Source organism: Pseudomonas mucoides, assembly GCF_015461845.1.
GTDB classification, from domain to species: domain Bacteria; phylum Pseudomonadota; class Gammaproteobacteria; order Pseudomonadales; family Pseudomonadaceae; genus Aquipseudomonas; species Aquipseudomonas mucoides.
Window position 1 is genome coordinate 1105661 of record NZ_JACOPW010000002.1, and the last position, 26935, is coordinate 1132595.

General features: G+C 61.3%; 22 protein-coding genes. 10 read left to right on the plus strand and 12 right to left on the minus strand.

Going from position 1 to position 26935, the window contains the following annotated elements:
- The first annotated feature begins 38 nt into the window (after window positions 1-38).
- Together abaF and H8F22_RS13790 are read left to right on the plus strand one after the other, a co-directional pair.
- Window positions 39-1436 carry a fosfomycin efflux MFS transporter AbaF gene (abaF, locus tag H8F22_RS13785; RefSeq protein ID WP_059182656.1) on the plus strand — a complete coding sequence of 466 codons (1398 nt, stop codon included), beginning with the start codon at window positions 39-41 and terminating at the stop codon, window positions 1434-1436.
- 74 nt (window positions 1437-1510) lie between these two features.
- Complete coding sequence (locus H8F22_RS13790) at window positions 1511-3091, plus strand: aldehyde dehydrogenase (NADP(+)) (protein WP_194940318.1); 1581 nt, start codon at window positions 1511-1513, stop codon at window positions 3089-3091.
- Window positions 3092-3205: 114 nt separating this feature from the next.
- On the opposite strand, the gene H8F22_RS13795 is transcribed toward H8F22_RS13790, so the two are convergent.
- The 4 genes from H8F22_RS13795 to H8F22_RS13810 all read right to left on the minus strand — a co-directional run bounded on the left by H8F22_RS13795 (window position 3206) and on the right by H8F22_RS13810 (window position 8880).
- Window positions 3206-4213, minus strand: a complete 1008-nt coding sequence (locus H8F22_RS13795; protein WP_194940319.1) for an Ldh family oxidoreductase — start codon at window positions 4211-4213, stop codon at window positions 3206-3208.
- A gap of 152 nt (window positions 4214-4365) precedes the next feature.
- Window positions 4366-5778 (minus strand): purine-cytosine permease family protein, encoded by a 1413-nt coding sequence (locus H8F22_RS13800; protein WP_194940320.1) that lies wholly within the window; start codon window positions 5776-5778, stop codon window positions 4366-4368.
- Window positions 5779-5887: 109 nt separating this feature from the next.
- A complete protein-coding gene (locus tag H8F22_RS13805) occupies window positions 5888-7735 on the minus strand; it encodes an amidohydrolase (RefSeq protein WP_194940321.1) in 1848 nt (615 codons plus the stop codon).
- 131 nt (window positions 7736-7866) lie between these two features.
- Complete coding sequence (locus tag H8F22_RS13810) at window positions 7867-8880, minus strand: helix-turn-helix transcriptional regulator (protein ID WP_194940322.1); 1014 nt, start codon at window positions 8878-8880, stop codon at window positions 7867-7869.
- A 224-nt stretch (window positions 8881-9104) separates the two neighbouring features.
- On the opposite strand from H8F22_RS13810, the gene H8F22_RS13815 reads away from it, so the two are divergent.
- The gene (locus H8F22_RS13815; RefSeq protein WP_059182654.1) at window positions 9105-9377 is read left to right on the plus strand and encodes a DUF2790 domain-containing protein; all 273 of its coding nucleotides are present in this window, start codon (window positions 9105-9107) and stop codon (window positions 9375-9377) included.
- 51 nt (window positions 9378-9428) lie between these two features.
- Here the strand turns inward: H8F22_RS13815 and H8F22_RS13820 are convergent, their stop codons facing one another.
- The 5 genes from H8F22_RS13820 to H8F22_RS13840 all read right to left on the minus strand — a co-directional run bounded on the left by H8F22_RS13820 (window position 9429) and on the right by H8F22_RS13840 (window position 15514).
- Complete coding sequence (locus H8F22_RS13820) at window positions 9429-10367, minus strand: LysR family transcriptional regulator (protein WP_194940323.1); 939 nt, start codon at window positions 10365-10367, stop codon at window positions 9429-9431.
- Window positions 10368-10443: 76 nt separating this feature from the next.
- A complete protein-coding gene (locus tag H8F22_RS13825) occupies window positions 10444-11394 on the minus strand; it encodes an aldo/keto reductase (RefSeq protein ID WP_027924802.1) in 951 nt (316 codons plus the stop codon).
- Window positions 11395-11425: 31 nt separating this feature from the next.
- A complete protein-coding gene (locus H8F22_RS13830; RefSeq protein WP_194940324.1) occupies window positions 11426-12892 on the minus strand; it encodes an efflux transporter outer membrane subunit in 1467 nt (488 codons plus the stop codon).
- Between the two features lie 19 nt (window positions 12893-12911).
- The gene (locus H8F22_RS13835) at window positions 12912-14381 is read right to left on the minus strand and encodes a DHA2 family efflux MFS transporter permease subunit (protein ID WP_194940325.1); all 1470 of its coding nucleotides are present in this window, start codon (window positions 14379-14381) and stop codon (window positions 12912-12914) included.
- Window positions 14381-15514 carry an HlyD family secretion protein gene (locus H8F22_RS13840; RefSeq protein WP_059182651.1) on the minus strand — a complete coding sequence of 378 codons (1134 nt, stop codon included), beginning with the start codon at window positions 15512-15514 and terminating at the stop codon, window positions 14381-14383. The genes H8F22_RS13835 and H8F22_RS13840 overlap by 1 nt, the downstream gene beginning before the upstream one ends.
- Window positions 15515-15741: 227 nt before the next feature.
- On the opposite strand from H8F22_RS13840, the gene H8F22_RS13845 reads away from it, so the two are divergent.
- The 6 genes from H8F22_RS13845 to H8F22_RS13870 all read left to right on the plus strand — a co-directional run bounded on the left by H8F22_RS13845 (window position 15742) and on the right by H8F22_RS13870 (window position 22658).
- Complete coding sequence (locus H8F22_RS13845) at window positions 15742-16365, plus strand: TetR/AcrR family transcriptional regulator (RefSeq protein ID WP_027924806.1); 624 nt, start codon at window positions 15742-15744, stop codon at window positions 16363-16365.
- Between the two features lie 8 nt (window positions 16366-16373).
- Complete coding sequence (mug, locus tag H8F22_RS13850; RefSeq protein ID WP_027924807.1) at window positions 16374-16898, plus strand: G/U mismatch-specific DNA glycosylase; 525 nt, start codon at window positions 16374-16376, stop codon at window positions 16896-16898.
- Between the two features lie 116 nt (window positions 16899-17014).
- A complete protein-coding gene (locus H8F22_RS13855) occupies window positions 17015-18388 on the plus strand; it encodes a glutamine synthetase family protein (protein ID WP_194940326.1) in 1374 nt (457 codons plus the stop codon).
- Between the two features lie 7 nt (window positions 18389-18395).
- Window positions 18396-19787, plus strand: a complete 1392-nt coding sequence (locus H8F22_RS13860) for an aldehyde dehydrogenase family protein (RefSeq protein ID WP_194940327.1) — start codon at window positions 18396-18398, stop codon at window positions 19785-19787.
- Between the two features lie 3 nt (window positions 19788-19790).
- Entirely contained in the window at window positions 19791-20951 is a 1161-nt protein-coding gene (locus H8F22_RS13865) for an iron-containing alcohol dehydrogenase (RefSeq protein ID WP_027924810.1), read from the plus strand.
- A 147-nt stretch (window positions 20952-21098) separates the two neighbouring features.
- Window positions 21099-22658 carry an amino acid permease gene (locus H8F22_RS13870; RefSeq protein ID WP_027924811.1) on the plus strand — a complete coding sequence of 520 codons (1560 nt, stop codon included), beginning with the start codon at window positions 21099-21101 and terminating at the stop codon, window positions 22656-22658.
- A gap of 59 nt (window positions 22659-22717) precedes the next feature.
- On the opposite strand, the gene H8F22_RS13875 is transcribed toward H8F22_RS13870, so the two are convergent.
- Together H8F22_RS13875 and H8F22_RS13880 are read right to left on the minus strand one after the other, a co-directional pair.
- On the minus strand, window positions 22718-23992 hold the full coding sequence (locus tag H8F22_RS13875) for a glucarate dehydratase family protein (RefSeq protein ID WP_194940328.1): 1275 nt from the start codon (window positions 23990-23992) through the stop codon (window positions 22718-22720).
- Window positions 23989-25386: an MFS transporter gene (locus H8F22_RS13880; protein ID WP_194940329.1), complete on the minus strand. Its 1398-nt coding sequence runs from the start codon at window positions 25384-25386 to the stop codon at window positions 23989-23991. The genes H8F22_RS13875 and H8F22_RS13880 overlap by 4 nt, the downstream gene beginning before the upstream one ends.
- 106 nt (window positions 25387-25492) lie before the next feature.
- On the opposite strand from H8F22_RS13880, the gene H8F22_RS13885 reads away from it, so the two are divergent.
- Entirely contained in the window at window positions 25493-26395 is a 903-nt protein-coding gene (locus tag H8F22_RS13885) for a LysR substrate-binding domain-containing protein (protein WP_027924814.1), read from the plus strand.
- A gap of 63 nt (window positions 26396-26458) precedes the next feature.
- Here H8F22_RS13885 and H8F22_RS13890 read toward each other — a convergent pair whose 3' ends face one another.
- Window positions 26459-26851, minus strand: coding sequence for a DUF6124 family protein (locus tag H8F22_RS13890; RefSeq protein ID WP_059182639.1), 393 nt, complete (start codon window positions 26849-26851; stop codon window positions 26459-26461).
- Between the last annotated feature and the right edge of the window lie 84 nt (window positions 26852-26935).

Genomic DNA, 26935 nt, shown 5'->3' on the forward strand with positions numbered 1-26935 from the left:
CGGCTGCCTGTTTTTGCGCCTCTACAGGAAACGTCAGCATGCCCAATCATCAAGACACTCAACGCGCAACCTCGCCCTCCGGACTCAAGCGCGTCGTGGCCGCCGCCATGGCCGGCACGGTCGCCGAGTGGTATGAATTCTTTCTCTACGGTACGGCCTCGGCCCTGGTCTTCGGCCAACTGTTCTTCCGCCAGACCGACAGCCCCGTCGACGGCATCATCGCCGCGTTCGCGCTGTACGCCGTGGGCTTTCTCGCCCGCCCGCTGGGGGGGCTGGTGTTCGGTCACTACGGTGACAAATTCGGCCGCAAGCGCCTGCTGCAACTGAGCCTGGTGGTGGTCGGCATCACCACGTTCCTGATGGGTTGCCTGCCCGGCTTCGATCAGATCGGGTACGCGGCACCGGTGTTGCTGGTGCTGTTGCGGCTGATTCAGGGTTTCGCCTTTGGTGGTGAGTGGGGCGGCGCGATTCTGTTGGTGTCCGAACACTGCCCGGACAATCGCCGGGGCTTCTGGGCCAGTTGGCCGCAAGCCGGTGTGCCAGCCGGGAATCTGGTCGCGACCGTCGCCCTGCTGCTGTTGTCGTCGAACCTGTCGGAGCAACAATTTCTCGCCTGGGGCTGGCGCGTGGCGTTCTGGTTCTCGGCGGTCGTGGTGTTGATCGGCTACTGGATTCGCACCAGCGTCGATGACGCACCGATCTTCAAGGAAGCCCAGGCGCGTCAGGCTCACACCAAGCAACAACAATTGGGCGTGGTGGAGGTGCTGCGTCACCACTGGCGTTCGGTGCTGGTGGGTATCGGCGCGCGCTTTGCCGAAAACATCCTCTACTACACCGTGGTGACGTTCTCGATCACCTACCTCAAGCTGGTGGTGCACAAGGACACTTCAGAGATTCTGTTTCTGATGTTCGGGGCTCACTTGCTGCACTTCTTCATGATCCCGTTGATGGGGTATCTGTCGGACATCGTCGGGCGCAAACCGGTGTATCTGGTCGGCGCGGTGCTCACGGCATTTTGGGGGTTCGTCGGCTTCCCGATGATGGACACCGGCAACAACTGGCTGATCATGGCGGCCATTACCCTGGGCCTGGCCATCGAGTCGATGACCTATGCCCCGTATTCGGCGCTGATGGCCGAGATGTTCCCGACGCACGTGCGCTACACCGCCCTTTCGCTGTGCTACCAGGTGGCGCCGATTTTCGCCGGTTCCCTCGCTCCGCTGATCGCGATCACGCTGCTCAACAAGTACCACAGCTCGACGCCCATCGCCTGGTACCTGGTCGGTGCCTCGCTGATCTCTGTCATTGCCGTCGGGCTGACCCGGGAAACCCGCGGCAAGTCGCTGCACGCGGTGGATGCCGAGTCCGCGGCGCGCATGGCTGCACTGGATAACGCCGCTCCCGTTAGCCCGCGTCGAGGCGATTCGCTGGCGTGAACCCAAAACCTGTAGGCGCGTGGCTTGCCCGCGCCCACAGGGGATGTATTACCTTTTGCCTGACAGGAGTTTTCATGCCCCAGATCCTCGGCCACAACTACATTGGCGGCACACGCAGTGCTGCCGGCAGCCTCACGTTACACAGCCATGACGCCAGCACCGGCGAGGCGCTGCCCTACGCTTTCGTGCAAGCCACCGAAGGCGAAGTGCACGCCGCCGCTGAGGCCGCTGCCGCTGCATTCCCGGTCTTTCGCACGATGCCAGCGGCACGCCGTGCGGATTTTCTCGAAGCCATCGCCGCACAACTGGATGCGCTGGATGATGAATTCGTCGCCCTGGTCACCCACGAAACCGCACTGCCTGGCGCACGGATACAGGGGGAACGCGCGCGCACCAGCGGCCAGATGCGCCTGTTCGCCCAAGTCCTGCGACGCGGTGATTTTTACGGCGCACGCATCGACCGCGCCTTGCCCGACCGTCAACCGCTTCCCCGTAGCGACCTGCGTCAGTACAAGATTGGCGTCGGCCCCGTGGCAGTGTTTGGTGCGAGCAACTTTCCGTTGGCGTTCTCCACCGCTGGCGGCGATACCGCAGCGGCCCTGGCCGCCGGTTGCCCGGTGGTGTTCAAGGCCCACAGCGGACACATGGCTACGGCCGAACAAGTGGCCGATGCAATCATCCGCGCCGCCGAACAGACCGGCATGCCCCAGGGTGTGTTCAATATGATCTACGGCGCGGGCGTGGGTGAAGCGCTGGTCAAGCATCCGGCGATCCAGGCCGTCGGGTTCACCGGTTCGCTCAACGGTGGCCGGGCGTTGTGTGACATGGCCGCCGCACGCCCACAACCTATTCCGGTGTTTGCGGAAATGAGCAGCATCAATCCGGTCGTGGTGTTGCCCGAAGCCCTTGATGTTCGCGGCGAGAACATCGCCAATGAACTGGCCGCCTCTGTGGTGCTCGGCTGCGGCCAGTTCTGTACCAATCCGGGATTGGTCATTGGTATGCGCTCCGTGCAATTCAGCGCCTTCACTGAGACCCTGACTGCGCGGCTGGCTGAACAACCGGCGCAAACCATGCTCAACGCCGGCACCCTGCGCAGCTACGAAAAAGGTGTGCAGGCCTTGATTAATCACCCAGGCGTGACCCACCTGACCGACCATGAACAACACGGCAATCAGGCGCGCACGCATCTGTTCAAGGCCGACGTGAGTCTGTTGCTTGAAGGTGATCCGTTGCTACAGGAAGAAGTGTTCGGCCCGACCACCCTCCTCGTCGAAGTGGCCGACAAGGCCGAATTGCGCCAAGCGCTGAACAGCTTGCACGGTCAACTCACCGCCACCCTGATTGGCGAACCCCAGGACTTGCATGAACATGCAGAGTTGCTGGCGCTGCTGGAACAAAAGGTCGGCCGGGTGCTGTTCAATGGCTACCCCACCGGCGTCGAAGTGTGTGATGCGATGGTGCATGGCGGTCCCTACCCGGCCACCTCGGATGCCCGTGGCACCTCGGTCGGCAGCCTGGCCATCGAACGTTTCCTGCGCCCGGTGTGCTACCAGAACTGCCCGGACGCGCTGCTGCCCGCCCCACTGAAAAACGCCAACCCACTGGGCATCGCGCGGCTAATCGACGGCAACACCCAACGAAACCCGATCTGAAAACACCTAAAACCTTGTAGGAGTGAGCCTGCTCGCGATAGCGCAGTGTCAGTCAACAGAGATGTGGACTGTGCCGCCGCCATCGCGAGCAAGCTCGCTCCCACAGTTTTTGAATCAAGCCAGCAATGCCATGAGGTCGTTATACAACGCCTCGGGAATCTGCACGCCCTCCACCAGGCTACGCGCCCGCGCTTCGTATCGGCGTTGAGATGGCAAACGTGCGCCCTGCCCCTCGATACCCTGGAACAACGCTTCAGCCCTGGCCAGATGCACCTCTGTCGAATCCCCCAAAAAGCGTCGTGGGTCCAGGGCAATGATCAGTTCCCCATGGTACGGCGACGATTTGCTGCCCGCATCGTAGGCCAGGGATTCGGCACTGGTCAGGTCGCCGATCAACGGCCCGGCAATCAGCTCCACCATGGCCGCCAGCGCCGAGCCCTTGTGCCCGCCGAATGTCAGCATCGCGCCGCTGTCGAGGACGACGTTGGCATCGGTGCACGGTTGCCCCTGCGCGTCCACGCCCCAGCCCTCGGGAATCGCTTTGCCGGCACGACGATGCAGTTCGATGTCGCCACGGGCGATGGCGCTGGTGGCGAAGTCGAACACGAACGGATCCTGTCCCTGACGGGGCCAGCCGAAGGCAATGGGGTTGGTGCCGAACACCGGCAAGCGCCCACCGGCCGGTGCCACCCAGGCATGACTTGGATTACACGCCAGCGCCACCAGTCCGGCAGCAGTCAATTGCTCGATCTCCACCCACAGCGCCGAGAAATGCACACAGTGATTGATCGCCAACGCCGCAATCCCGTTGGCTCGGGTTTTCTCCGTCAGCAACGGCAAACCTGCCTGAAACGCCAACTGCGAAAAACCGCCACCGGCATCCACCCGCACAATCGAGGGCGCCTGGTTGATCACTTCGGGTTCAGCCGTGGCCGAGACTTTGCCGGCGCGCAGGGAGTTGACGCACCCCAGAACCCGGTACAAACCGTGGGAGGCACAGCCATCGCGCTCGCCGGCCGTCACCGTCGTCGCCACCGCACGCGCATGGGCCAGGTTAAAACCGTTGTGCAACAGGATCGATTCGGCCAACGCGTGGGCTTCGATCAGGGTCAGTCGGATCATGGTCATCTCCTTGAACAGACCGGTCAGGGTGGTCTATTCGAGGCGACAGGGCTTGATGGGTTTGCACGGAGGGAGTGACGAAATCAGCACAGGTGCTTCACCAAGTGCCCGCGACAGTGCAATGACGATCCCTGCACTGTCGCCCCTGTCGGTCAGGCCTTCGTGCTTCGTACCGCTGGCACAACCACCGCCGATTTCCTGGCCAGCAGGTAGTAAAGAACACCCGGCACCACCAGCCCGACGATCCAGGAAATATCCACGCCGCCCAGTTGCGAAACCATCGGCCCGGAGTAGAAATGCGTGTCGACAAACGGCAGCTGGATCAACACGCCGCTGACATACACGCTGATCCCCAACACGTTCCAGCGACCGTAACGCCCGGCCGGGTCGGACAAGGCCGGGATGTCATAGCGCTCCTTGTTGATGAAGTAGTAGTCCACCAGATTGATCGCGCTCCACGGGGTGAAGAACGTCAGCAAAAACAGGATGAAGTACTTGAAGGAGTTGAGGAACGAGTACTGGCCGACCAACGCGAGCGTGGTCGATGCCGCGACGATCAGCAGCACAAACAGCATGCGCTGGCGGCCGGTGATTTCCAGGCGACTGCGGAAACCGCTGATGATGGTGGCCACGCACATGAAGCTGCCATAGGCGTTAAGAGTGGACACGGTGACTTTGCCGAACACCACGCTCAGGTACAGCAGCGACGCCATCACCCCGGTACTGCCCAGGCCGACGATGGTCGCCACTTCGTGACCGCGAAAGTTGGCACCGGCCAGTGCGGCGGCAAACACCCCCAGCACCATGGATGCCTGGGCGCCGAGCACGGTCCCGAGGCCAACGGCGGTGAACGTTTTCCAGGACGACGTTTTGCTCGGCAGGTAACGCGAGTAGTCGGCCACGTACGGGCCAAACGCAATCTGCCAGGACGCCGACAGCGACACTGCCAACAGGAAAGTGCTCCAGCCAAAGTGGCGGTTTTCCAGGAGCAGGCCGATGTCGTTGAGGGTCATCAAGCGGGTAAACAGGTACGCGAAGGCGATGATGCCGAGCACGCTGGCCACACGCCCCACCAAGTGAATCACCCGATAGCCGAAGATCGTCAGGAACGTGATGCACGCGGCGAAAATCAGGATGCCGGTGCTGTCGCTGACGCTGATCAACTGGGCAATCGCCTGCCCCGACAACACCGCGCCGGTGGCGCTGAAACCGAGGTACATCAGGCACACCAGCACAATCGGGATCGCCGCGCCATAGACCCCGAACTGCACACGGCTGGAGATCATCTGCGGCAGACCCAGTTTCGGGCCCTGGGCCGCGTGCAAGGCAACGACCGCACCGCCGAGCAACTGGCCGATCAGCAAGCCGATCAATGACCAGAACACATCCCCGCCCAAGACCACGGCCAATGCCCCGGTGACGATTGCGGTGATTTGCAGGTTGGCGCCGAGCCACAGGGTGAACTGGCTGTAGAGGCTGCCATGACGCTCGGCCTCGGGGATGAAATCGATCGAGCGGGTCTCAATCAGGGGACTTCGTTGTTGGCTATCGTGGAGCTGAGTCATTATTTTTATTCTCTTCAAAGGTAGAAACCATGCCGAACAGTTCAGCCAGCTGCTACAGAATTGTGTTGAAGCTGAAATTGTTTAGCTGATCGGCATTAGTAGGCGTGGGTTATTTTTGTTGTTCGGTCATGGCCACTTGGCCTACGAACGGCGCCTTGGCCCACACGATCTTGCCCCCCACCACGGTCATCAACACGCTGTTGCGGGCCAATTCATCCTCGGGCACCTGCATGAAGTTTTTATCCAGCACGATCAGGTCCGCAAACTTGCCCACCTCGACCGAACCGACGACGTTCTCCAGCTTCAGTTGCTCGGCGGCGTTGACGGTGATGGTGCGCAGCACTTCGGCACGGGACAACGCCGGGTCGGCATTCAGGCGACCCGCGTATTGGGGGCCATAGCTGTGCGGGTTGGTCGGATCACCGGAACGGGTGACACCGACTTTCAGTGCCAGGAACTCATCGAGCGGATCAACCGGCCAGTCGCTGCCATAGGCCACGCGACCACCCGCACGGGCGATGCTGCCCGAAGGCTCCATACGCGCAAATCGAGTAGGCCCGAGGTGATCGCTGGTGCCGTCAACGGTGGACGGTGCCTGCTGCGCCCACTGGAAGGACATGTTGGCGGTCACGTCGAGGGCCTTGAAGCGCCCATAGTCGGCGGGGTCCACGGACTCGTTGTGGGTGACGGTCGGGCGAAAGCCATTGCCGGGCAATTGTTGGCGCACGTATTCGATGCCGTCGAGTGAGTCACGCACGGCGCGGTCGCCGGTGGCGTGCAGGTGCGGATCGAGGCCGGCCTGCACCGCTTGCAACAGCAGCGGCTTGAGCACTTGCGGCGGGAAATACAGCTCACCGACGTTTTTACCCGGCGCCCATTTTGGTGCCTTCTCGGTGCCGGCGTTGCGCAGGTACGGCGTCAACATCGCACCGGTGTCCGCCGGGGCATTGATGATGCCATCCATGAACAATTTGACGTGACGCATGCTCACGCCGGGCGCGACTTTGGCTTCGCCCTGATCGTAGGTCGCGGCCATTGCCTTGGCCTCGGCGATGGTTTTCGCCGGGTCGGCTGCAGCGGCGGCCGGGTCCAGTTTGATCGCCAGCAAGGCCCGGGCGGTCAGTTCACCCGACTGCTGCAAGGTGGTGAAGGCTTTGCCGTTCTCCGGCCCCGACAAGGCATCGAAGAAACTGGTGATGCCTTGCTGGCGCATGGCGTCGAGCGCCGCGCGGGTCTGGTTGAGTTTTTCCGCGTCGGTGGCCGGCGGCACCACGGCGGCCATCGCGTCGGCCGCGCCGTCTTCGCAGATGCCGGTGAGGTTGCCGGCACTGTCGCGCACGTACTTGCCATCCCCGGGGTTGGCGGTGTTTTTGCTGATGCCGGCGACGGCCAGGCCGCGCGAGTTGGTCAGCACGGTGTGGAAATCGGTGGAGCGCACCTGAATCGGCCGGTCGGTCTTGAGGGCGTCCAGCGTCGATTTGTCCGGGTCGCCGTCGAGGCCGTCCATGCCCATCCGGTCCCAGCTGCCGACTTCGAGCCAGACATCAGGCCCCTTGCCCTTGTCGGCATCCAGGCACGCCTGAATGGTGGTCTGGAATTCCTTGCGCGTCATGGTCTGGTATTTCAGGTCGCATAACGTCATGGCGCGGCCGCCGTCACCGGGGTGCATGTGCGCATCGATGAAGCCCGGCATCAGCATGCGCCCCGCCAGATCGATCAATTGCGTTTGTTTGCCGATGTACGACGCCGCCCCTTCATCGTTGCCGACGTAGACGATCTTCCCGCCCGTGACGGCAATTGCCTGCTGCACCGAGTTCTGGCCATCGACGGTGTAGACATAGCCGTTGCGCATGACCATGTCTGCCGGGGTCGAACCCTGGGTCTGGCACCCCACCAGCGCCAGACCGGAAAATGCCGTGGTTGCCGCAATGGCGACAAAAAGCCTGGAGAATTTCAACTGCCTCACCTCTGTTTTTATAGTTTTGGAAGAGGCCCGAACAGCCTGCGCGCAAGCCCCTGATATGCAAGGCATACCCTAGCGTGCGCGGGCGTTGGATGGACCTCCACAAATGAGGAGGGGGCGGTGATTCAGAGGGCTTCGCGGCGGGTTGCCTGTGCAGACAAGACAGCGCCCAGCTCGACTTTGCTTTTCACGCCGAGCTGCAAATAGCAGTTGCGCAGATAAGTGCGCACCGTCGCAGGGCTCAAGCCCAGGATCTTGGCGATCTCTTTATACGAGTGACCGGCCGCGAACAGCATCGCCGCCGTCCGCTCCCGTGGCGCCAGCACCACGCCGCGTGACTGCGTTTCGAGGGACAGAATGACGTGCTTGCCATTCGGGCTGAGGGTCAGCGCACAACGGCCCAGACGCATGACGCTCGGCGCTTTTGGCAGTTGCGCGATCACTTGCGCCGGCAGCATCGAACCGCTCCACCCCGGCACCTCGCGCTGGATCGCCGCACACAGGCTGGCGCCGACGTACAGCAGCGTGCCGTCCATGCGCGCTACGCCAAAGTCGCTGGCACCGTTACCGGTGTCGATGCGGATCATGTCCTGCACCTGGAAGCGCCACAGCTGCAACAGGTGATCGCAGAAGGCCGAAAACAATGCGGCCTCGCTGTCGTTGAACCCCGGCGCGTGTTCGCCGCGATACAGGCAGACAAAAAACATCAAACCGCTTTCGGGCAACTCGAAGGTGATGCAGATCACATGGTAGAGGTCATGACGGCGAGCGAACGTGTCGACCTCTACATGGGGATCGGTGTAGCCACTGTCACGCACCACCGCGCCGGGTTGACTCAAGGTGTCATGGGAGAACCGGTCGCTGCCTGCGCTCTTGTGCCATTCGGCGGCAAACGACTCGGGCAGGTCGATGCGCCCGTGCATCCAGCTTTTCGGCGCCACATGGGCATCCGACGTGGACATCTCGCCCCACCACGCCGACGCGAACGGCACCAATGAGCGAAAGGCTTGCAGCCCGTCTTCGATGAATTGCGAGGCGCCGCGCTCCCGAGCCAGTCGCCCGAGGTGCAACACGCACTGATTGAATGCCTTCAGCGTCGCCATCGACGGTGTGCCGCCGACCTCACTCCCCTCCTCCATCATCTTGATCCTGTTGGCTGCCTGGCATTTTTTTCGACCATGCCACAAGGCCAGCGATGGCGTCCACAAGCCCTGCATTCATGCGCAAAACGGCAACAGTGTTTGTCCTTCCGACCGCTGTTTGAGGCCGGGGCAAACCCCTAGCATCGTTCCTGCCCGGTGAGCATTTACCAACCGCTCACAAGGTAGAAAACCAACCCTCCTCAAACGATACGGTGAACGCCATGAAACTTTCGAAATTCGCGCTTCTGCTGACACTGGCCAGTCTCGGCGCCCCCGCCTTCGCTGACGATAGTTCTGCAAAGGCCGCAACGGCCAACAGCCCGGTTGAAACTTACACCTACGACACCCACCTCGACATCAAACGCGTCATCAGCGTGTCAGACGTCGGCGATGAGTGTGGCCCGGTACCGGCGCAAATGACCTACGAAGACTCCCGCGGTCAACAGCACGTCCTGCAATACCAAGTCATGGGCACCGGCTGTTCCAACGGTTGAATACCGTGCAGACGATGGAGGGTCGACACTCCATACCGGCGGCACTGGCGTTTATCTGTTTTTGCTTGACCCGACGATTTTCTCATCGGAGGCCAACAGGACCGGAATGTAATCCTTGAGAAAATCCACCCAGGTCTTGATTTTCGCATCGACGAATTTGCGTGACGGATAGATGGCGAACACATTCAGTTCTTCGAAACGATACTCAGGCAACACCCGCACCAAGGTCCCCGCTTTCAAACCTTCCACGGCAGACGCAATCGGTTGAATGCCGATGCCCATTCCGTTGCTGATCGCCACTGTCATCGCGTCGGCGGTGTTGACGTGAAACGGCGACATCGGTGTGCTCACCGTCTCCACGCCTTCGGGCCCTTCGAATACCCAGTTCTCCGCCGGCATCACAGTATTCACAATCCGCAGGCAATCATGTGCGCCCAGTGCAACCGGTGCGTGGGGAATTCCGCGTTTCTTCAAGTACGCGGGCGAAGCGCAAAGAATGCTGTAGGTAATGCCCAGCCGCTGCGCGACAAAGCCTGAATCGGGTAAGTCCCGCGCCAACACAATCGACATGTCATAGCCTTCTTCCAGCAAATCCGGCAGCCGATTGGTCAGGGTCAAATCAAACATCACCGATGGTTGCGTCTCTCTGTAGCGAGCGATGGCGTTGATCACGTAGTGATTGCCCACGGCGGACATCGCATGAATTTTCAGCCGACCCACGGGCCTGGTTTGCGCCGTCCCCGCTTCTTCATCGGCTTCGCGCATCTCCTCGATAATCTTCTCGCAGCGTTGCAAATAGCGCAGGCCCGCCTCGGTCAGGGCCAGACGCCGGGTCGTGCGATTGATCAGGCGTGTTTGCAGCCGCGCCTCCAGGCTGGAAACCGCTTTGGACACGTTAGTGGTCGAGGTGTCCAGCATCGCCGCTGCGGCCGTGAAGCTGCCGCTCTGGGCCACGGCGATGAAACAACGCATGGTTTGGAAAACATCCATCGGTTTTGCCTCGGCGCACAATTGACCAGTCAAAAAAAAGCGGCGGCCCGAGATCAGGCCGCCGCGCTAGCATGGGTTACCTTTTGCCCGGGATAAAGCCCGGAATACCGGTTTCCACCACCGAGTTGAAGCGCACCCGCGTCGTGATGTCCTCCTTGATCTCAAGCATGGCCCGGTGCGGCAGCGTGGTAATGTCAAAGTTTTCCTGAATATGGCTCAGTGTCGCAGACGTGGTCAGAAACGCCACACCGCGCTGCACCGACCAGGCCAAGGCGACTTGAGCCGGGGTTCTGCGCAGGTGTTTGGCGATGCCGGTCAGCACCGGATCTTCCAGCACCGCAGGCTGCATGCCATGACCGAGCGGCGCAAACGCGAGGACGATGATGCCGTGCAGTTTGCAGAACTCCAGCAGCTCCCATTCCGGCAAATACGGGTGGGATTCCACCTGCACCACGGCAGGTTTTATCCGCGCGACTTCGACAATCGCCTTCAACGCCTCAAGGGTGATGTCCGACAAGCCGATGGACTTGCAGCGCCCTTCATCCACGAGCTGTTCCAACGCCCGCCACGTCTCGATCAAGGTCACGCCCGAGTCATAGATCATGTGGCCGAACGGGTCTCGGGGTTCCTGGTCATCACCGGGTTGAAAGGCGAACGGCGTGTGGATCAGGTAGCAGTCAACGTAATCCACTTGAAGACGCCGGCAACTGGCCTCGAACGCCGGCAACACGCGCTCGGGACGATGGTTGGTGTTCCACAGTTTGGTGGTGATGAACAGGTCTTCGCGCCGGGCCTTGCCCGAGTCGATGAAGGCCTTGAACGCCACGCCCACGGCTTCTTCATTGCGATAACGCTCGGCGCAGTCGAAATGACGGAAACCGGTTTCCAGCGCGTGGGTGACCGCTTGGGTGGTGACGCTGAGGTCGCGGAACAAGGTGCCAAAGCCCACGGCTGGCATCTCGGCCGAGCCGTGGTTCAGTGCAAATTTTGTCTCGCGAAGTTCGTCGTGAAAGGCTTCGTAGGTCATGTCGTTACTCCACTCTCTGAGGCCGCAGCCTTTACTGATATGAACGTTTGGATTCTTCGCGACTGGCGACTCGCTGCTCAAACACGCCAACCGAATTGCCACCCAGGGCGACAAACAGCTGGACGGTGTCGAGGTACTGCGCGGTCTTCACCCTGATCTGTCCCAACAACGCTTGCTCATAGGCGCGCTCGGCCTCCAGCACCTGGAGAATGCTGTTCTCGCCTTGGGCGTACGCTTGCTGGTTCAAGCGAAAACTGCTGTCGGCGGCGCGCAATGCATCTTCCTGGGCGAGGTTTTCTTCGGCGTGATGGTTGATGGCTTGCAGCGTGTCGGCGACCTGACCGAACGATTGGATGACGGTCTGCTGGTAGTCAGCGAGCGATGCGTTGTAACCATCGACCGCCGCCTGGCGTTCAGCCTTGAGGGTTCCACCATTGAAGATCGGCCCCGCCACCCCGGCGGCGAAGCCCCAGAGCGCGGCGCCACCATTACCGGACGCCGACTGTGCGAGAAACGCGGACAGCTCCACATGGGGATAGAGGTTGGCAGTCGCGACACCGACGGCGGCGCTGGCCATGTGCAGTTGCGCTTCGGCTTGCAAAACGTCCGGCCGGGTGTGGGCCATTTCCGAGGGCAGACTGACAGGCACGTTGGCCGGCAAGGCAAATTCACTCAGGTCGAAGTCCGGCGCGATCCAGTCGGCCGGGCCTTTGCCGGTCAGAATCGACAGCGCATGCCGGGCCGAATCACGTTGCTGAGCCAGAGGCGGCAATAGCGTGCGGTCCTGGGCGAACCGGGTTTCGGCCAGCGACACATCGATCTGCGTGGTGCTGCCGTTGGCATGGGCCATGCGCACCAATTCAAGGTTTTTGCTGTCATTGGCCAGCAGTTTTTCCACGGCCTGGATCTGCGCATTCGCCGAGGCCATCAACAACGCCTGGCTGGCGACATTGCCCGTCAAGGTCAGGTACGCCGCTTCGTAGCGATGTTGCTGAAACGCCGTCAATGCTTGCTGTTGTTCAACCTGGCGCTTGTTGCCGCCGAACACATCCAGGTCGAAACCGACCCGAGGCCCGATGGCATAAAAGTTGGAAACCACGGGCTGCGGTCCGTTGTGCGTACGCTGACGACCGGCCTGGGCAGCAAAATCGACCTGCGGATACAGCACCCCTTGCGCCGCCGCGACGGAAGATGCCGCCTGGCGAATGGTGGCATCGGCCGCGACGAGTTCCAGATTGCCTTCGATGGCCCGGCGCACAACGCCGTCGAGCTTGGGCGAACGAAACGCTGTCCACCAGTCGCCGTTGACCTTCTTGCCCAAATCGATGCGCTGGCCAAGACGCTGCTCGGCCTGTTGATCGTAGTGTTGCGACGGACTCGGCGCAGGCATTTGATAATCGGGGCCGACCGTGCAAGCGGTCAGGAACACCAGCACCGCGACCGCACCGAACGTGGTGTTGATCAGTTGTCTGTTGATGAAACGCGCATTGGATTTCATGAGGCAAACTCCACGAAAACTAGTTGGTCGCAACAGGCTTGCGAAGAAAGATCACCAGTGGGCTCACCACCAGCATCGCGAACATCAAAATCTTGAATTGGCCGACCACGCCGATAAATGCCGCCTGGCCGGTGATCATTTCGTTGAGCCCCGCCATGGCTTGCAGGGACGTCGCCGCCGAATGCGCCGCCGCGCCATACGGCGTCAGGTTGCTGGCCAGCGCCATGTGCATCGCGTGGGTGTTGTTGTAGAAATACAACTGCACGATTGCCACACCGAGGGTGCTGCCGTACACACGCGACAGATTGAACAGACCGGTGCCTTCCGGGCGCAGCGTCGGGTCGAGCGTGCTGAACGCAACCTTGGTCAGCGAGGGCATCAACAGGCCGATGCCGATGCCCTGAATCGCCCCGGCCAGCGCCACCGGCCACCCGTCCATCAGCGGCGAATAACCGAGCATCAGCCAGTTGGCATACACCACGATGGCCACGCCCGCCGCCACGAACAGTCGACGGTCGAAACGCTCCGGAACACGCCCCATCAACAGAAACGCCCCGACCAGGCCCATGCCCCGCGGGATGGTCAGCGAACCGGTGGTGTCCGGCGGATAGCCGAGGATTTCATCGAGCATCGGCGACGTCAGCGCCATGGTCGACAGCAGCACGAAACCCACCGCAAAAAAGATCACCGTCGACAACACGAAGTTGCGGTCGTTGAACAAACGCTTGTTGAGAAAATGCACCTTCGCGGTCAACACATGCACGAGGAACAGGTAGAGCCCGAGTGCACAGCCGATCGCTTCCAGCCAGATTTCGGTCGAGGCAAACCAGTCCAGGCGTTCCCCACGATCGAGCAACATTTGCAGGCTGATCAGCCCCAGCGTGAAGGTGCCGAAACCGAAGAAATCGAACGTTGGGCGTTTCTCGGCCTTCTTCTCGGCGAGCAACAATGCGATCACCAGGAAGATGTACGCCGACAGCGGCAGGCTGATGTAGAAGATCGGGCGCCAGCCAAAATGTTCGGCGACCCAGCCGCCGATGCTCGGGCCGCTGACGATGCCCAACAGCACGATGGCGGTCCACGTCGCGCCGAACTTCGCGCGTTTCTCCAGTGGCAATGTTTCCAGGGCAATCGCCATCGACAACGGCGCCAGCACGCCACTCGCCAGGCCCTGGAAAATCCGCGCGCCGATAAACTCCAGCGGCGTCGAAGCCAGGGTGGCGAGCAACAAGCCCAGGACGAACACGGCCAGCGCGGTTTGGTACACCCGTTTCAAGCCATAACGCCCGGCCAGCCATTGCGCGACCGGCATGGTGATCGCGCTCGCTGCAAGGTACGAGGTGAAAATCCACCCCGCCTGGTCGTCGGTCATCGACATACTGCCTTGAATATGTCTGAGCACGGCATTGGGCAGAGGCAGGTTCGCCGATTGCATATACGTCGCGAGCAATGCGGCCAACCTCAATGAACCCGCGGGAGTGGTGTTCATCAGGAAGCTCCTGCGGTCAACAGCGCCTTGAGCGGTTGCCACCATGGCGTGCGGTGCCCGGTATCGACCTTGACCGTGGCACTGATCCCCGAATAGAGCGGCATCTGCGGGTCGAGCTCGTCGAGTTCGAGTCGCACCGGCACCCGCTGCACCACCTTGACCCAATTGCCGGTGGCATTTTCCGGCGGCAGCAAGGCGAAGTCCGAACCGGCACCGGGGCTCATGCTGATCACGTGGGCCTTGAATTCGTGATCCGGGTAGGTGTCGAGATGAATGGTCGCGGCCTGACCCGGACGCATATGCGTCACCTCCGTTTCGCGGAAGTTGGCTTCCACCCACACCTCGCGATCGGACAACAGCGCAAAGGCTGGCGCGCCGTTGTTGACGAAATTACCCACCTGCAAATCATCAACCTTGGCGACGATGCCGTCGTCCGGCGCATACACCGTGGCGTACGAGAGGTAGAGCTGGGCTTCATCCAGTTGCGCCTTGGCCTCGCGGACGGCCGGGTGGCTGTCGGCCTCGATGTTCGGATTGCCATTCAACGCGACCACGGTGCTGGCGATCTGTTGTTCGATGGAGGCAATACGTTGTCGTGACACTTTCACGTCGGTGTCGGCGCGCTCATAAATCGACTTCGACACGAACTCGGACGCGACCAGTGCCTTCTTGCGGCCAAATTCCTTTTGGTCAAAGTCGGCCGACTCTTTGGCCGATTGCAGTTCAGCCTGTTGCTGGCGGTAACTGGCCTTGAGCCCATCGATGCGCAACCGCGCGACGCTCAACTGGGCTTGTGCGCGGTCAACGGCGATCTGCAAGGGTTTGGGGTCGATGCGGAACAACACCTGGCCCTTGCGAACGGGCTGGTTGTCTTCGACTGCGATCTCGATGACCTGCCCCGAGGTGCGCGCATTGATCGAGGCCTTGGCCACTCGGGCGTAGGCGTTATCGGTCGAGATGTAAGGCTCGCCAGCAACATAGTGGGCGTATCCGATCGCGGCGAAGAGCGCCGGGACACCCACCATCAACAGGGGCCGTACGGTTTCTTTAAGCGTTTTTTTGTTGGGCGCTGTCGGGTTTGGCCCTGGGTGCTCAAAGGTTTGTGAAGCCGGGATATCGAACTGTTTAGTCATGATCGAAAACACCTTTAACCGGGAAGTCAGGGGCTAATACCCATAAAAAACAGCCATACCGTGCGCAGTCAGAAGGATCACTCCGCCGCACCCTGTTTCGTCGCCGCTATACCCCGTTCGAGCGCTGCTTCAACAAACCTGAAATTGAGGAACTTCTGGTTCCTTAATTTTGTGCGATGGTGTAAGAATATGCCTCGACTTACCTTCACACAAGGATTTTGTACGCCATGGCACAAAAAAAGATTACCGAAGCAAAAGGACGTGGACGCCCACGCGCCTACGACCCACAGACCGCACTGCAGCAAGCGCTTGGTGTGTTTTGGAGTACTGGTTATTCCGCCGCGTCGCTGGACAGCATCGCCACCGCAGCGGGCATGAACCGCCCGAGCCTGTATGCCGCTTTCGGTGACAAACACGCGCTGTACATCAAGGCGCTTGAGCAGTACTGGGAATTTGCCGCCGCCGACATGCACGCGGCGCTGACGGACAGCCAACTGACCTTGAGCGAGGCGTTGATGCGTTTCTATGAGGGGCAGCTATCAATCTACTTCTCGGGAGACGGCCAACCCCGCGGCTGCTTCGCGATTGGCACGGCCACCACCGAAGCCGTCGAGGATGTTGAAATCCGTGAGGTGCTGTCGGACCGTCTGAGCCGACTCGACGCCGATCTCGAAGCGCGTCTGCGAACGGCCGTGACTGCCGGCGAACTCAAAGACAACGTCGACCCGGCCGCCCTCGCCGTGCTCGCCTCCTCCCTGCTGCACAGCATTTCCATCCGGGCGCGTGCAGGAAAATCCCGCGCGGAACTGACCGAACTGGCACGCAACGCGGTCAACGTGATCTGCGGTTGAGAGGCTTTATGGCGGGTGAAGGACTTGAAGACATTTTGGCCGATCAGCTCGACGTGATTTTCTGCGGGATCAATCCGGGCATGACGGCCGCCGCCCAAGGGCATCACTTTGCGGGCCGGAGCAATCGTTTCTGGCGCACGCTGCACCTTGCCGGGTTTACCCCCGAGGAGGTGCGCCCGGAAAACGACCGGACCCTCTTGCAGTACCGCTGCGGATTGACCGCCGTGGTCGACCGGCCCACAGCGCGCGCCGATCAGCTGTCGTTGCACGAATTCATCGCCGCCGCTGCTGACTTCGAACAGAAGATCCTGCGCCATGCGCCCCGTGTCGTCGCGTTTCTCGGCAAGGCCGCCTACAGCGCGTTAACCGGCCAGCGAGACATTGCCTGGGGCCTTCAACCCAAGACCTTCGGCAACGCCAAGGTCTGGATTTTGCCCAATCCGAGTGGGCGGAATCTGGCGTTCTCGCTGGATCAATTGGTGGCTGCGTATCGCCAACTCCATCAAAACTTGCACAAATCAACAGTAGGCTAAGCTAAGGATCAGCTTATTGCGCACGATGCTCGCTCCGGCAGGGTTTGGGTGTTTCTGAAGAGCGTCTGCAACAGCTATTTCAGACAGGCCCACACTGTTCACGCAGGACTGACGTGATGACCGAGCCCCTTCTCAGCTTTGATGAACTGAAGCGTGCCGCCGTTGCCGGCGAAATTGATACCGTCCTGGTCTGCATGGTCGACATGCAGGGACGTCTGGTCGGCAAACGATTCCAGGTCGAATTTTTCATCGACAGCGGCCATGAAGAAACCCACTGCTGCAATTACCTGTTGGCCGACGACATCGACATGGAGCCCGTGCCGGGCTATGCCGCTGCCAGTTGGAGCAAAGGCTATGGCGACTTTGTGCTCAAGCCTGACATGTCCACCCTGCGCCGGGTGCCCTGGCTGGAATGCACGGCGCTGGTGCTCTGTGATGTGCTCGATCACCACCATCGCCGCGACTTGCCGCACAGCCCGCGGGCGATCCTGAAGAAGCAGATCGAACGCCTGCGCGAGCGTGGCTATACCGGCATGTTCGCCTCGGAACTGGAGTTCTATCTGTTCGACGAGAGCTACGAGGCGATCCACAAGCGCAACTACCACAAGCCAAAAACCGCCGGCCATTACATCGAGGATTACAACATCCTGCAGACCACCCGCGAAGAGCCGGTGCTGCGGGCGATTCGCAAGCACCTGCAGGCCAGCGGCATTCCCGTGGAAAATTCCAAGGGTGAATGGGGCCCCGGCCAGGAAGAAATCAACATCCGCTACGCCGATGCCCTGACCATGGCCGACCACCACGTCATCATCAAGCATGCCTGCAAGGAGATCGCGCAACTGCAAGGCAAGGCGATCACGTTCATGGCCAAGTGGCGTTATGACGCCGCCGGGTCCAGCAGCCACATCCACAATTCGCTGTGGGACAAGAACGGCAAGAAGTCGCTGTTCTTCGATGCCAAAGCCGAATTCGGCATGTCGAACCTGATGCGCTCCTGGGTCGCCGGTCAGCTCAAGTACGCCAACGACATCACCTGTTTTCTCGCGCCCTACATCAACTCGTACAAGCGTTTCCAGGCCGGCACGTTTGCACCGACGCGGGCGGTCTGGAGCCGCGACAATCGCACCGCCGGTTTTCGGCTGTGTGCCGAAAGCAGCAAATCCATCCGCATCGAATGCCGCATCGGCGGCGCCGACCTCAACCCGTATCTGGCCTTCGCAGCCCTGATCGCGGCGGGCCTGGCCGGAGTCGACGAGAAGCTCACCCTCGCCCCGCCGTTTGAAGGCGACGCTTACGTCGATGACCATTTGCCCGAAGTCTCCAAGACCTTGCGCGAAGCCAGCGCCGCACTCCAGAGCTCGAGCATGTTGCGCGAAGCGTTCGGCAACGAGGTGATCGACCACTACGTGCACACCGCCGAATGGGAACAGAAAGAGTACGACCGGCGGATCACCGACTGGGAACTGCAGCGCGGCTTCGAGCGCTATTGAGGTCAGCATGACGGCAACCATCCAACTCATTTCCCCGGTCGATGGCCGGGTGTATGCCGAGCGCCGCTACGCCGACGCCACGCAGATCGAACAGGCACTGACCGCCGCCTCCACCGCCCAGGCACAGTGGAAACGCCGGCCACTGAGCGAGCGCGCGGTTTTTTGCAGTGCGGTGGTGGACGCGATGCTGGCGATGAAAACTGACATCGTGCGGGAACTGGCCTGGCAAATGGGGCGCCCGGTACGCTTTGGCGCGGGTGAACTGCGCGGTTTCGAAGAGCGTGCCCGGCACATGATCGCCATTGCACCTGAAGCCCTGGCGACGATTGAACCCACGCCCGTCAGCGGATTTCGTCGGTACATTCAACGTGATCCGTTGGGGACCGTGCTGGTCATTGCGCCATGGAATTACCCGTACCTGACCGCCGTGAATACGATCATTCCGGCGCTGATGGCCGGCAACAGCGTCATCCTCAAACACGCGTCGCAAACGCTGCTGGTGGGAGAACGGTTCGCCGAGGCCATGGCCAATGCCAACTTGCCGCCCGGTCTGTTTCACAACCTGCTGCTCGATCACCGCCAGACCGCCGACATCATTGGCTCCGGACGCGTGCAGCAAGTGAATTTCACCGGTTCCGTCGGCGCTGGCGAGGCCATGGAAATCGCCGCTACCGGGCATTTCCTTGGCGTCGGCCTGGAGCTCGGTGGCAAAGACCCGGCCTATGTGCGCGCCGATGCCAATCTTGAACACGCGGTAGAAAACCTGGTGGACGGCAGTTTCTTCAATTCCGGGCAAAGCTGCTGTGCCATCGAACGCATTTACGTCGACAAGACAATCTACCCGGACTTCATCGAACGTTTCGCCGCCCTGACTCGCCAATACGTGCTGGGCAACCCGCTGGATGAAGCCACCACACTCGGCCCCTTGGTCACCCCGGCCGCCGCTGATTTCGTGCGCGGCCAGATCGCCGAAGCGCTGGCCCAAGGCGCCATGGCACTGATTGAACCCACGGCATTTGCCGCTGACGAACCGGGCAGCGCCTACCTCGCGCCGCAAGTATTGGTCGATGTCACTCATCAAATGTCGGTCATGCGCGAGGAAAGCTTCGGTCCGGTGGTCGGCATCATGCCGGTGGACGGTGACGACGAAGCCATCGCCCTGATGAATGACAGTGAATTCGGGCTCAGTGCCTCGATCTGGACTCAGGACCTGGCCGCCGCCGAACGCCTGGGCAATGAAATCGACACCGGCACCGTGTTCATGAACCGCTGCGATTACCTGGACCCGGCCCTGGCCTGGACCGGGGTAAAAAACAGCGGACGCGGCGTCACCCTGTCGCGCCTCGGTTATGAACACCTGACCCGCGCCAAATCCTTCCATTTGCGCCACGAGATCTGAGCCATGAGCCTGACCGCGAACTGGAATTACCCCACGAGCATCCGCTTCGGTGTCGGCCGCATCGCCGAACTCGCCGACACCTGCCGCGCCCAGGGCATTCAGCGCCCGTTGCTGGTCACCGACAGTGGCCTGGCGCGTGCGCCGATGACCCTCGCCACCCTCGACGCCTTGCGCTCAGCGGGCCTCGGTGCGGCGATGTTTAGCGACCTCAAGCCCAACCCGGTCGAAGCCAACCTTGCCGGAGGCCTGGATGCCTGGCGTGCCGGCAACCACGATGGCGTGATCGCCTTCGGGGGCGGCAGCGGCCTGGACATGGGCAAGCTCATCGCCTTCATGAGCGGACAGACGCGGCCGGTCTGGGATTTCGAAGACATCGGCGACTACTGGACCCGCGCCGATGAAAGCCGCATCGCCCCGGTCATTGCGGTACCGACCACGGCGGGCACGGGCTCGGAAGTCGGGCGTGCAGCGGTGATCATCGACGAGGCGACCCACACCAAACGCATCATCTTCCACCCGAAAATGATGCCGCGCGTGGTCATCAGCGACCCGGCACTGACCGTCGGCATGCCGGCGAAAATCACCGCCGGCACCGGCATGGACGCCCTGGCGCACTGCCTGGAAGCCTACTGCGCCCCCGGTTTTCACCCCTTGGCCGACGGCATCGCCGTGGAAGGCATGCGCCTGGTGGCCAACGCATTGGTGCGCGCCGTGCACACGCCGGGCGACCTGGAAGCGCGCGCGAACATGCTCGCGGCGGCGGCGATGGGCGCCACCGCGTTCCAGAAAGGCCTGGGCGGAATGCACGCGCTTTCACATCCGGTGGGCGCGCTGTACGACACCCATCACGGCATGACCAATGCGACCTTCATGCCCTATGTCCTGAAATTCAATCGCCCGGCCATCGAAGAGCGCATCACCCGCCTGGCCGCGTATTTGCGTTTGCCTTCCCCCGGCTTCGACAGCTTCCTGGCCTTCATCCTCAAGCTGCGCAAAGACATCGGCGTGCCACACACGCTGTTCGAGTTGGGCGTGGACGATCGACAGGCTGATCTGATCGCGGACATGGCCGTGGTCGACCCTTCTGCCGGCGGCAACCCGCTGCCCTTGACCAAGGCCGGTGCGGCAGAGATTTTCGACGCGGCGTTTCACGGCCGCCTGTAGAGCCGTTGACTGTCGGTGCTCGACACATGAAGGCAGCGCACGGCAGGTTGTATCGGTTGGAGACAGGAGCAGTACGACAAGGGGTTGAAAGCCAGCTCGTCCGGCATTCCGGAGGGGCGCGTATCAAAACCTGAAGGGGCACACAACATGAATCCAGCAAGCCAGCCCGGCTCCGACGCCTCGCATGACGAGGACGTCAAGGCGCTGCACAGCATGGGCTACGCCCAGCAGCTCTCACGACGCATGGGCGTTTTCTCCAACTTCGCGATTTCCTTCTCGATCATCTGCATCCTCTCCGGGGGCATCAACTCCCTCGCCCAGGGCACCTCCGGCGCGGGCGGCGCGTCCATCGGCATCGGCTGGCCCATCGGCTGCCTGATCTCCGGGGTGTTCGCCATGGCCATGGCGCAGATTTCCTCGGCGTACCCCACCGCTGGCGGGCTGTATCACTGGGGTTCGATTCTGGGCAACCGCTTCACCGGATGGCTGACCGCGTGGTTCAACCTCCTGGGATTGGTCACCGTGCTGGGGGCGATCAACGTCGGCACCTATTACTTCTTTTTCGGTGCGTTCGGCCCGGCATTGGGCATGGAAGACACGACCACGGTGCGGGTGATTTTCCTCGCCGTGCTGACCGGTCTTCAGGCCTTGTGCAACCACCTGGGGATCGGCCTGACCGCCAGGCTCACCGACTTCTCCGGCTACCTGATTTTCGCCACGGCTTTGGCGCTGACCATCGTCTGCCTGATCTCGGCACCGAGCTATGAATTCGCACGGCTGTGGACCTTCAGCAACTACTCCGGCGATGCCGGCGGCGCGGTCTGGCCATCGGTGTCGAACGGCTGGGTGTTCATGCTCGGCCTGCTGCTGCCGATCTACACCATCACCGGTTATGACGCCTCGGCACACACCTCCGAAGAGACGCGCAACGCAGCCATTTCCGTGCCGCGCGGCATGGTCATGTCGGTGGTCTGGTCGTTGCTGTTCGGCTGGGTGATGTTGTGCTCGTTCGTGCTGATGTTGCCGAACATGGACGAGGCGGCCAAGCAAGGCTGGAACGTGTTTTTCTGGGCGATGAACACCCAGGTCAGCCCGACGCTGAAAGTGGCGCTGTATGTGGCGATTTTCATCTCGCAGATCCTCTGCGGCTTGGCGACCGTGACCTCGGTGTCCCGGATGATCTTCGCCTTCTCCCGCGACGGCGGCCTGCCCTTCTCCAGAGCACTGGCCTCGGTCTCGCCAACCTTTCGCAGTCCGGTGGCGGCGATCTGGACGGGTGCCACCCTCGCCGTGCTGTTCGACTGGGGCTCATCGGTGATCTCGGTCGGGGCCACGCCGGTGTATACGATCGTGGTGTCCTGCACGGTGATCTTCCTGTTCTTCTCTTTCATCATTCCCATCGTGCTGGGCCTGTTTACCTACGGGACCTCGAAGTGGCCGACCATGGGGCCGTGGAACATGGGACGCTTCTGGTACACCGTATTCGCCCTGCTCTCGGTGCTGTCGATGGTGATCATTTTCATCATCGGCATTCAGCCACCGAACGATTGGGCGCTGTACATCACCATCGGCTTCCTGGTGCTGACGGCGATTGTCTGGTTCGGCTTTGAAGCCCGACGCTTCCAAGGGCCGCCGGTGGGCGATGTGATTGCCCAGCGCCAGGCGCAGATTGCGGCGGCAGAGGCGGCGTTGAATAAACGCGCCTGAAGCTACACGAACCCTGTAGCAGCAGGCTTCGCCAGCTGCTACAAAATTGCGTTAGCGTCTCAAAAACGTGGCTTGATGGTTTTCCATTCTGATTTGTAACGCTGCATCTGTTTCACATCATCGCGCTGGCGAATGCCGCACGTCAGGTATTGGTCATGCAGCTTGCCGAGTTGATGGTGATCCAGCTCCAGGCCCAACCCCGGTGCACGAGTAATTTTCACGCAGCCATCGACGATCGGCAGCTTGCCGCCCTTGATCACCTCTTCGTCCGGCTCCTGCCACGGGTAATGCGTGTCGCAGGCGTAATCGAGATTCGGCACCGACGCGGCGACATGGGCCATCGCCATCAGGCTGATGCCCAAGTGCGAGTTGGAGTGCATGGACACGCCCAGGCCAAAGGTCTGGCACATTTTCGCCAGCGCCTGGGTGTCGCGCAGGCCGCCCCAATAGTGATGATCGGCGAGGACGATCTGCACGCTGTTCAAGGCCACACTGCGGCGGAACTCATCGAAATCAGTCACCACCATGTTGGTCGCCAGCGGCAGGCCGGTGCGTTTGTGCAGTTCGGACATCCCCTCCAGGCCTGGCGTCGGGTCTTCGTAATATTGCAGGTCGTCGCCCAGCAGTTCGGCCATGCGAATCGACGTTTCCAGGGACCAGTTAGCGTTCGGATCGATCCGTAGCGGGTAACCCGGAAAGGCCTTTTTCAGCGCCTTGATGCACGCCACTTCATGCTCCGGTTCCAGCGCGCCGGCCTTGAGCTTGATGCTCTTGAAACCATAGGTCTCGATCATGCGCCGAGCCTGGGCGACGATCTGCTCTTCGTTCAGCGCTTCACCCCAACTGTCGGGCTTGTAGGGGGAATCGATGTGCTGGGCGTACTTGAAAAACAGGTAGGCGCTGAACGGAATCTCGTCGCGGATCGCACCGCCCAGCAAGTCCACCAATGGCACGTTCAGCGAGTGCGCCTGCAAATCCAGGAACGCGACTTCGAACGCCGAGTAGGCATTGCTCACCGCTTTGCTGGCGTGAGAGCCGGGCGCCAGTTCGGCGCCGGCGATGCTCGCGGGTTTGTTCGCCGCCACGGTGGCCTGCACGATGGCGCGCAGCTGATTGAGGTTGAACGGGTCGAGGCCGATCAGCTTGTCTTGCAATTGCTGCTGGATCGCCAGCGCCGGCGCGTCGCCGTAACTCTCCCCCAAGCCGATGTAGCCATTGTCGCTCTCGATCTCGATGATCGAGCGCAGCGCGAACGGTTCGTGGATACCGCTGGCATTGAGCAGCGGCGGATCACGGAAAGCGATGGGGGTGACGGTGACTCGTGTGATTTTCAAGAGGCTGCTCCCTTTGGATCTGGTTTCAAAGCGGTGTGACTGACAGTGGATTGCGGCAAGGGGGTCGTGGCGGGTTTACCGGTCAGCGCGCGCAAGGCGTCGCCACGGGGTGCGGTGCGTGCGAAAAAGATCACCACGGCGGCGACCAGTGAGGTGGCGGCCAGGCCGTAGAGCCCGCCCTCGATTGAGCCGGTTTTTTGTTCGAGAAAACCGAATGCCGTCGGCGCCACGAAACCGCCCAGGTTGCCGATGGAATTGATCAGGGCGATCACCGCGGCGGCGATGCGCGCATCCAGATAGCCTTGCGGAATCGGCCAGAACAACGCCGAGGCCGCCTTGAAACCAATGGCCGCAAAACAGATGGCGACGAAGGCGAAGATCGGTCCGCCGGTGGTCGACATGAACATGCCGAACGCCGCAATCACCAGCGTCAACGCCACCCAGGCTTGCTGGTGTTTCCATTTGTTGGCCATGGCGGCGAAGCCATACATCGCGACGATGGAAATCAGCCACGGAATCGAGTTGAACAGGCCGACCTGGAAGTCGCCCAGATTGCCCATTTTCTTGATCATGCTCGGCAGCCAGAACGTGGCGCCATAGATGGTCAGGGCAATGGAAAAGTAGATAAAACAGAACAGCGCGATTTGCTTGTCGGCCAGCAGTTTGAACATCGACGGCTTGATTGTCTGCGCGGCTTCTCGAGCCTGCTGCTCCAGCGCGATGGCGCCCACCAGCGCGTCCTTCTCTTCGGCGCTCAGCCACTTGGCTTCACGCGGATGGGATTGCAGCCAGAACCAGACAAAACCGCACAGCACGATGGAGGCAAAACCTTCAATCAGGAACATCCACTGCCAGCCATGCAGGCTGAAACCGCTGACGTTCAGCAGCGCACCGGACACCGGGCCGGAGATGACCGACGCAATGGCCGAACCACTGAGAAAAATCGCCATGGCCTTGCCCCGTTCCGTCGACGGCAGCCACTGGGTGAAGTAGTAAATGATGCCTGGGAAAAAACCCGCTTCGGCCGCGCCGAGAATGAAACGCAGCACATAAAAACTGGTTTCGCCGCGCACGAAGGCCATGGCCATGGCGGCGGCGCCCCAGGTGAACATGATGCGCGTCAGCCACGCGCGAGCACCGTAGCGTTGCAGCAACAGGTTGGAGGGCACTTCGAAGATCGCGTAACCAATGAAGAACAGCCCGGCGCCCAGGCCATAGGCTGCGGCGCCGATGCCCAGGTCGGTTTCCATGTGGCTGCGCACGAAGCCGATATTGACCCGATCGATGTAGTTGACGATGAACATCACCACAAACAGCGGCAGCACGTGGCGTTTCACCTTGGCCGCGGCGCGGGCGAGCACACTCGGGTCTGGCGGATTCTGGAGGGTATTCAAGAGGCAACTCCCGATCATTGTTTTTTTAGGGACGAGCCGATCATGGACGCGGCAATTGATCCCGTCTAATCTAACTTGGCATTCGATTGATACCTGGATTAGATCAATGTTCGAACTGACTCAACTGCGCTGCTTCACCACAGTGGCCACCGAACTCAACTTTCGGCGCGCCGCCGAACGCCTGAACATGACGCAACCGCCGCTCAGTCGACAGATCCAGTTGTTGGAGCACCATCTGGGTGTCGAGCTGTTCACCCGCACCACCCGCAGCGTCGCCCTCACCGCCGCCGGTCGTGCCTTCTTCATCGAAGCGCAGAACCTGCTGGAGCGCGCCCAGCAAGCCGCCGTCACCGCCCGGCGTTTTGCCGAAGGCGACATCGGCTCGGTCAACATCAGCTTCGTCGGGAGCGCGGTGTACGAATTCCTGCCCAAGGTCATCGCCGAAGCACGGCTCAAACAGCCCCACGTCAAAATCGACCTGTCGGAAATGAACACCTACCAACAGCACGAAGCCCTTCGCGCTCGGCGGATCGATCTGGGCATCGTCCGCGCGCCCTTGCTGGAACCGGGCTACGCCACCGAGTGCCTGGTGCGTGAGCCGTTCGTGCTCGCCGTCCCCAGTCGCCACCCGCTGGCGACTGCCGACACCGTGTCCGTCCAGGACCTCGACGCGCAACCGTTCCTGATGTACTCCCACGCCGCCTACCCGCCCTTCAACGAACTGCTGACCGGGATGCTGCGCTCCGCCCGCGTGGCCCCGGAATACGTGCAATGGCTCGGTTCGTCACTGACGATTCTGGCGCTGGTCAACGCCGGAATGGGCCTGGCCCTGGTCCCGCGTTGCGCCACCAGCGTGGTGTTCAAGAACGTGGTGTTCCGGGATATCGATCTGGGGGAAGGCGTGCAGAGTGAGCTGCATCTGATCTGGCGCGAGAACAATGACAACCCGGCGTTTGCGATGTTGCTGGAGGGGATCAGGAAGGCTGTGAGGGAGGGATGGGGCGTGTGAAAGCATCGATCAAACGATGAATACCTGTGGCAAGGGGGCTTGCCCCCTCACCACAATCAGCGGTTACACAGAGGGCTCAACCTTATCCAGCACCCGGTTCGCCGTGATCTCCGCCACCATGATGCTGTTGGAAATACCCAGCAAGGCGTAGCGTGACTCACCCTCCAGGTGATCCACCAATTGATGGACCATCACATCGACCGACGCCAACGTTTCGACCAAAAACACGGCCAGGGTTTCGGTCGTGGCCGCCGGGTCCACGGAAAACAGCGTACTGCGCGTGCGCTGGGTGGCTTTGATGTCCGCGTTTGACGGGAAGTGAAAATTGAGCGCGCGCTCGGCGGCGGCGTGGAGTTTTTTGGAGTCGAGGGTTTCGTATGGGGATGCGGGGTCGGTATCTGGTGGATCGGTTTCTGGCGATTCGGTATCTGGTGGATTGGGCGTTACTTTGAACATTGGCTCTAACCTCATAAGAGTGAGGCTGCAACCCGCTCGCGACTAAACGATAGGGAGGCAGCTGTGCACAGGTTAGTCGACCGA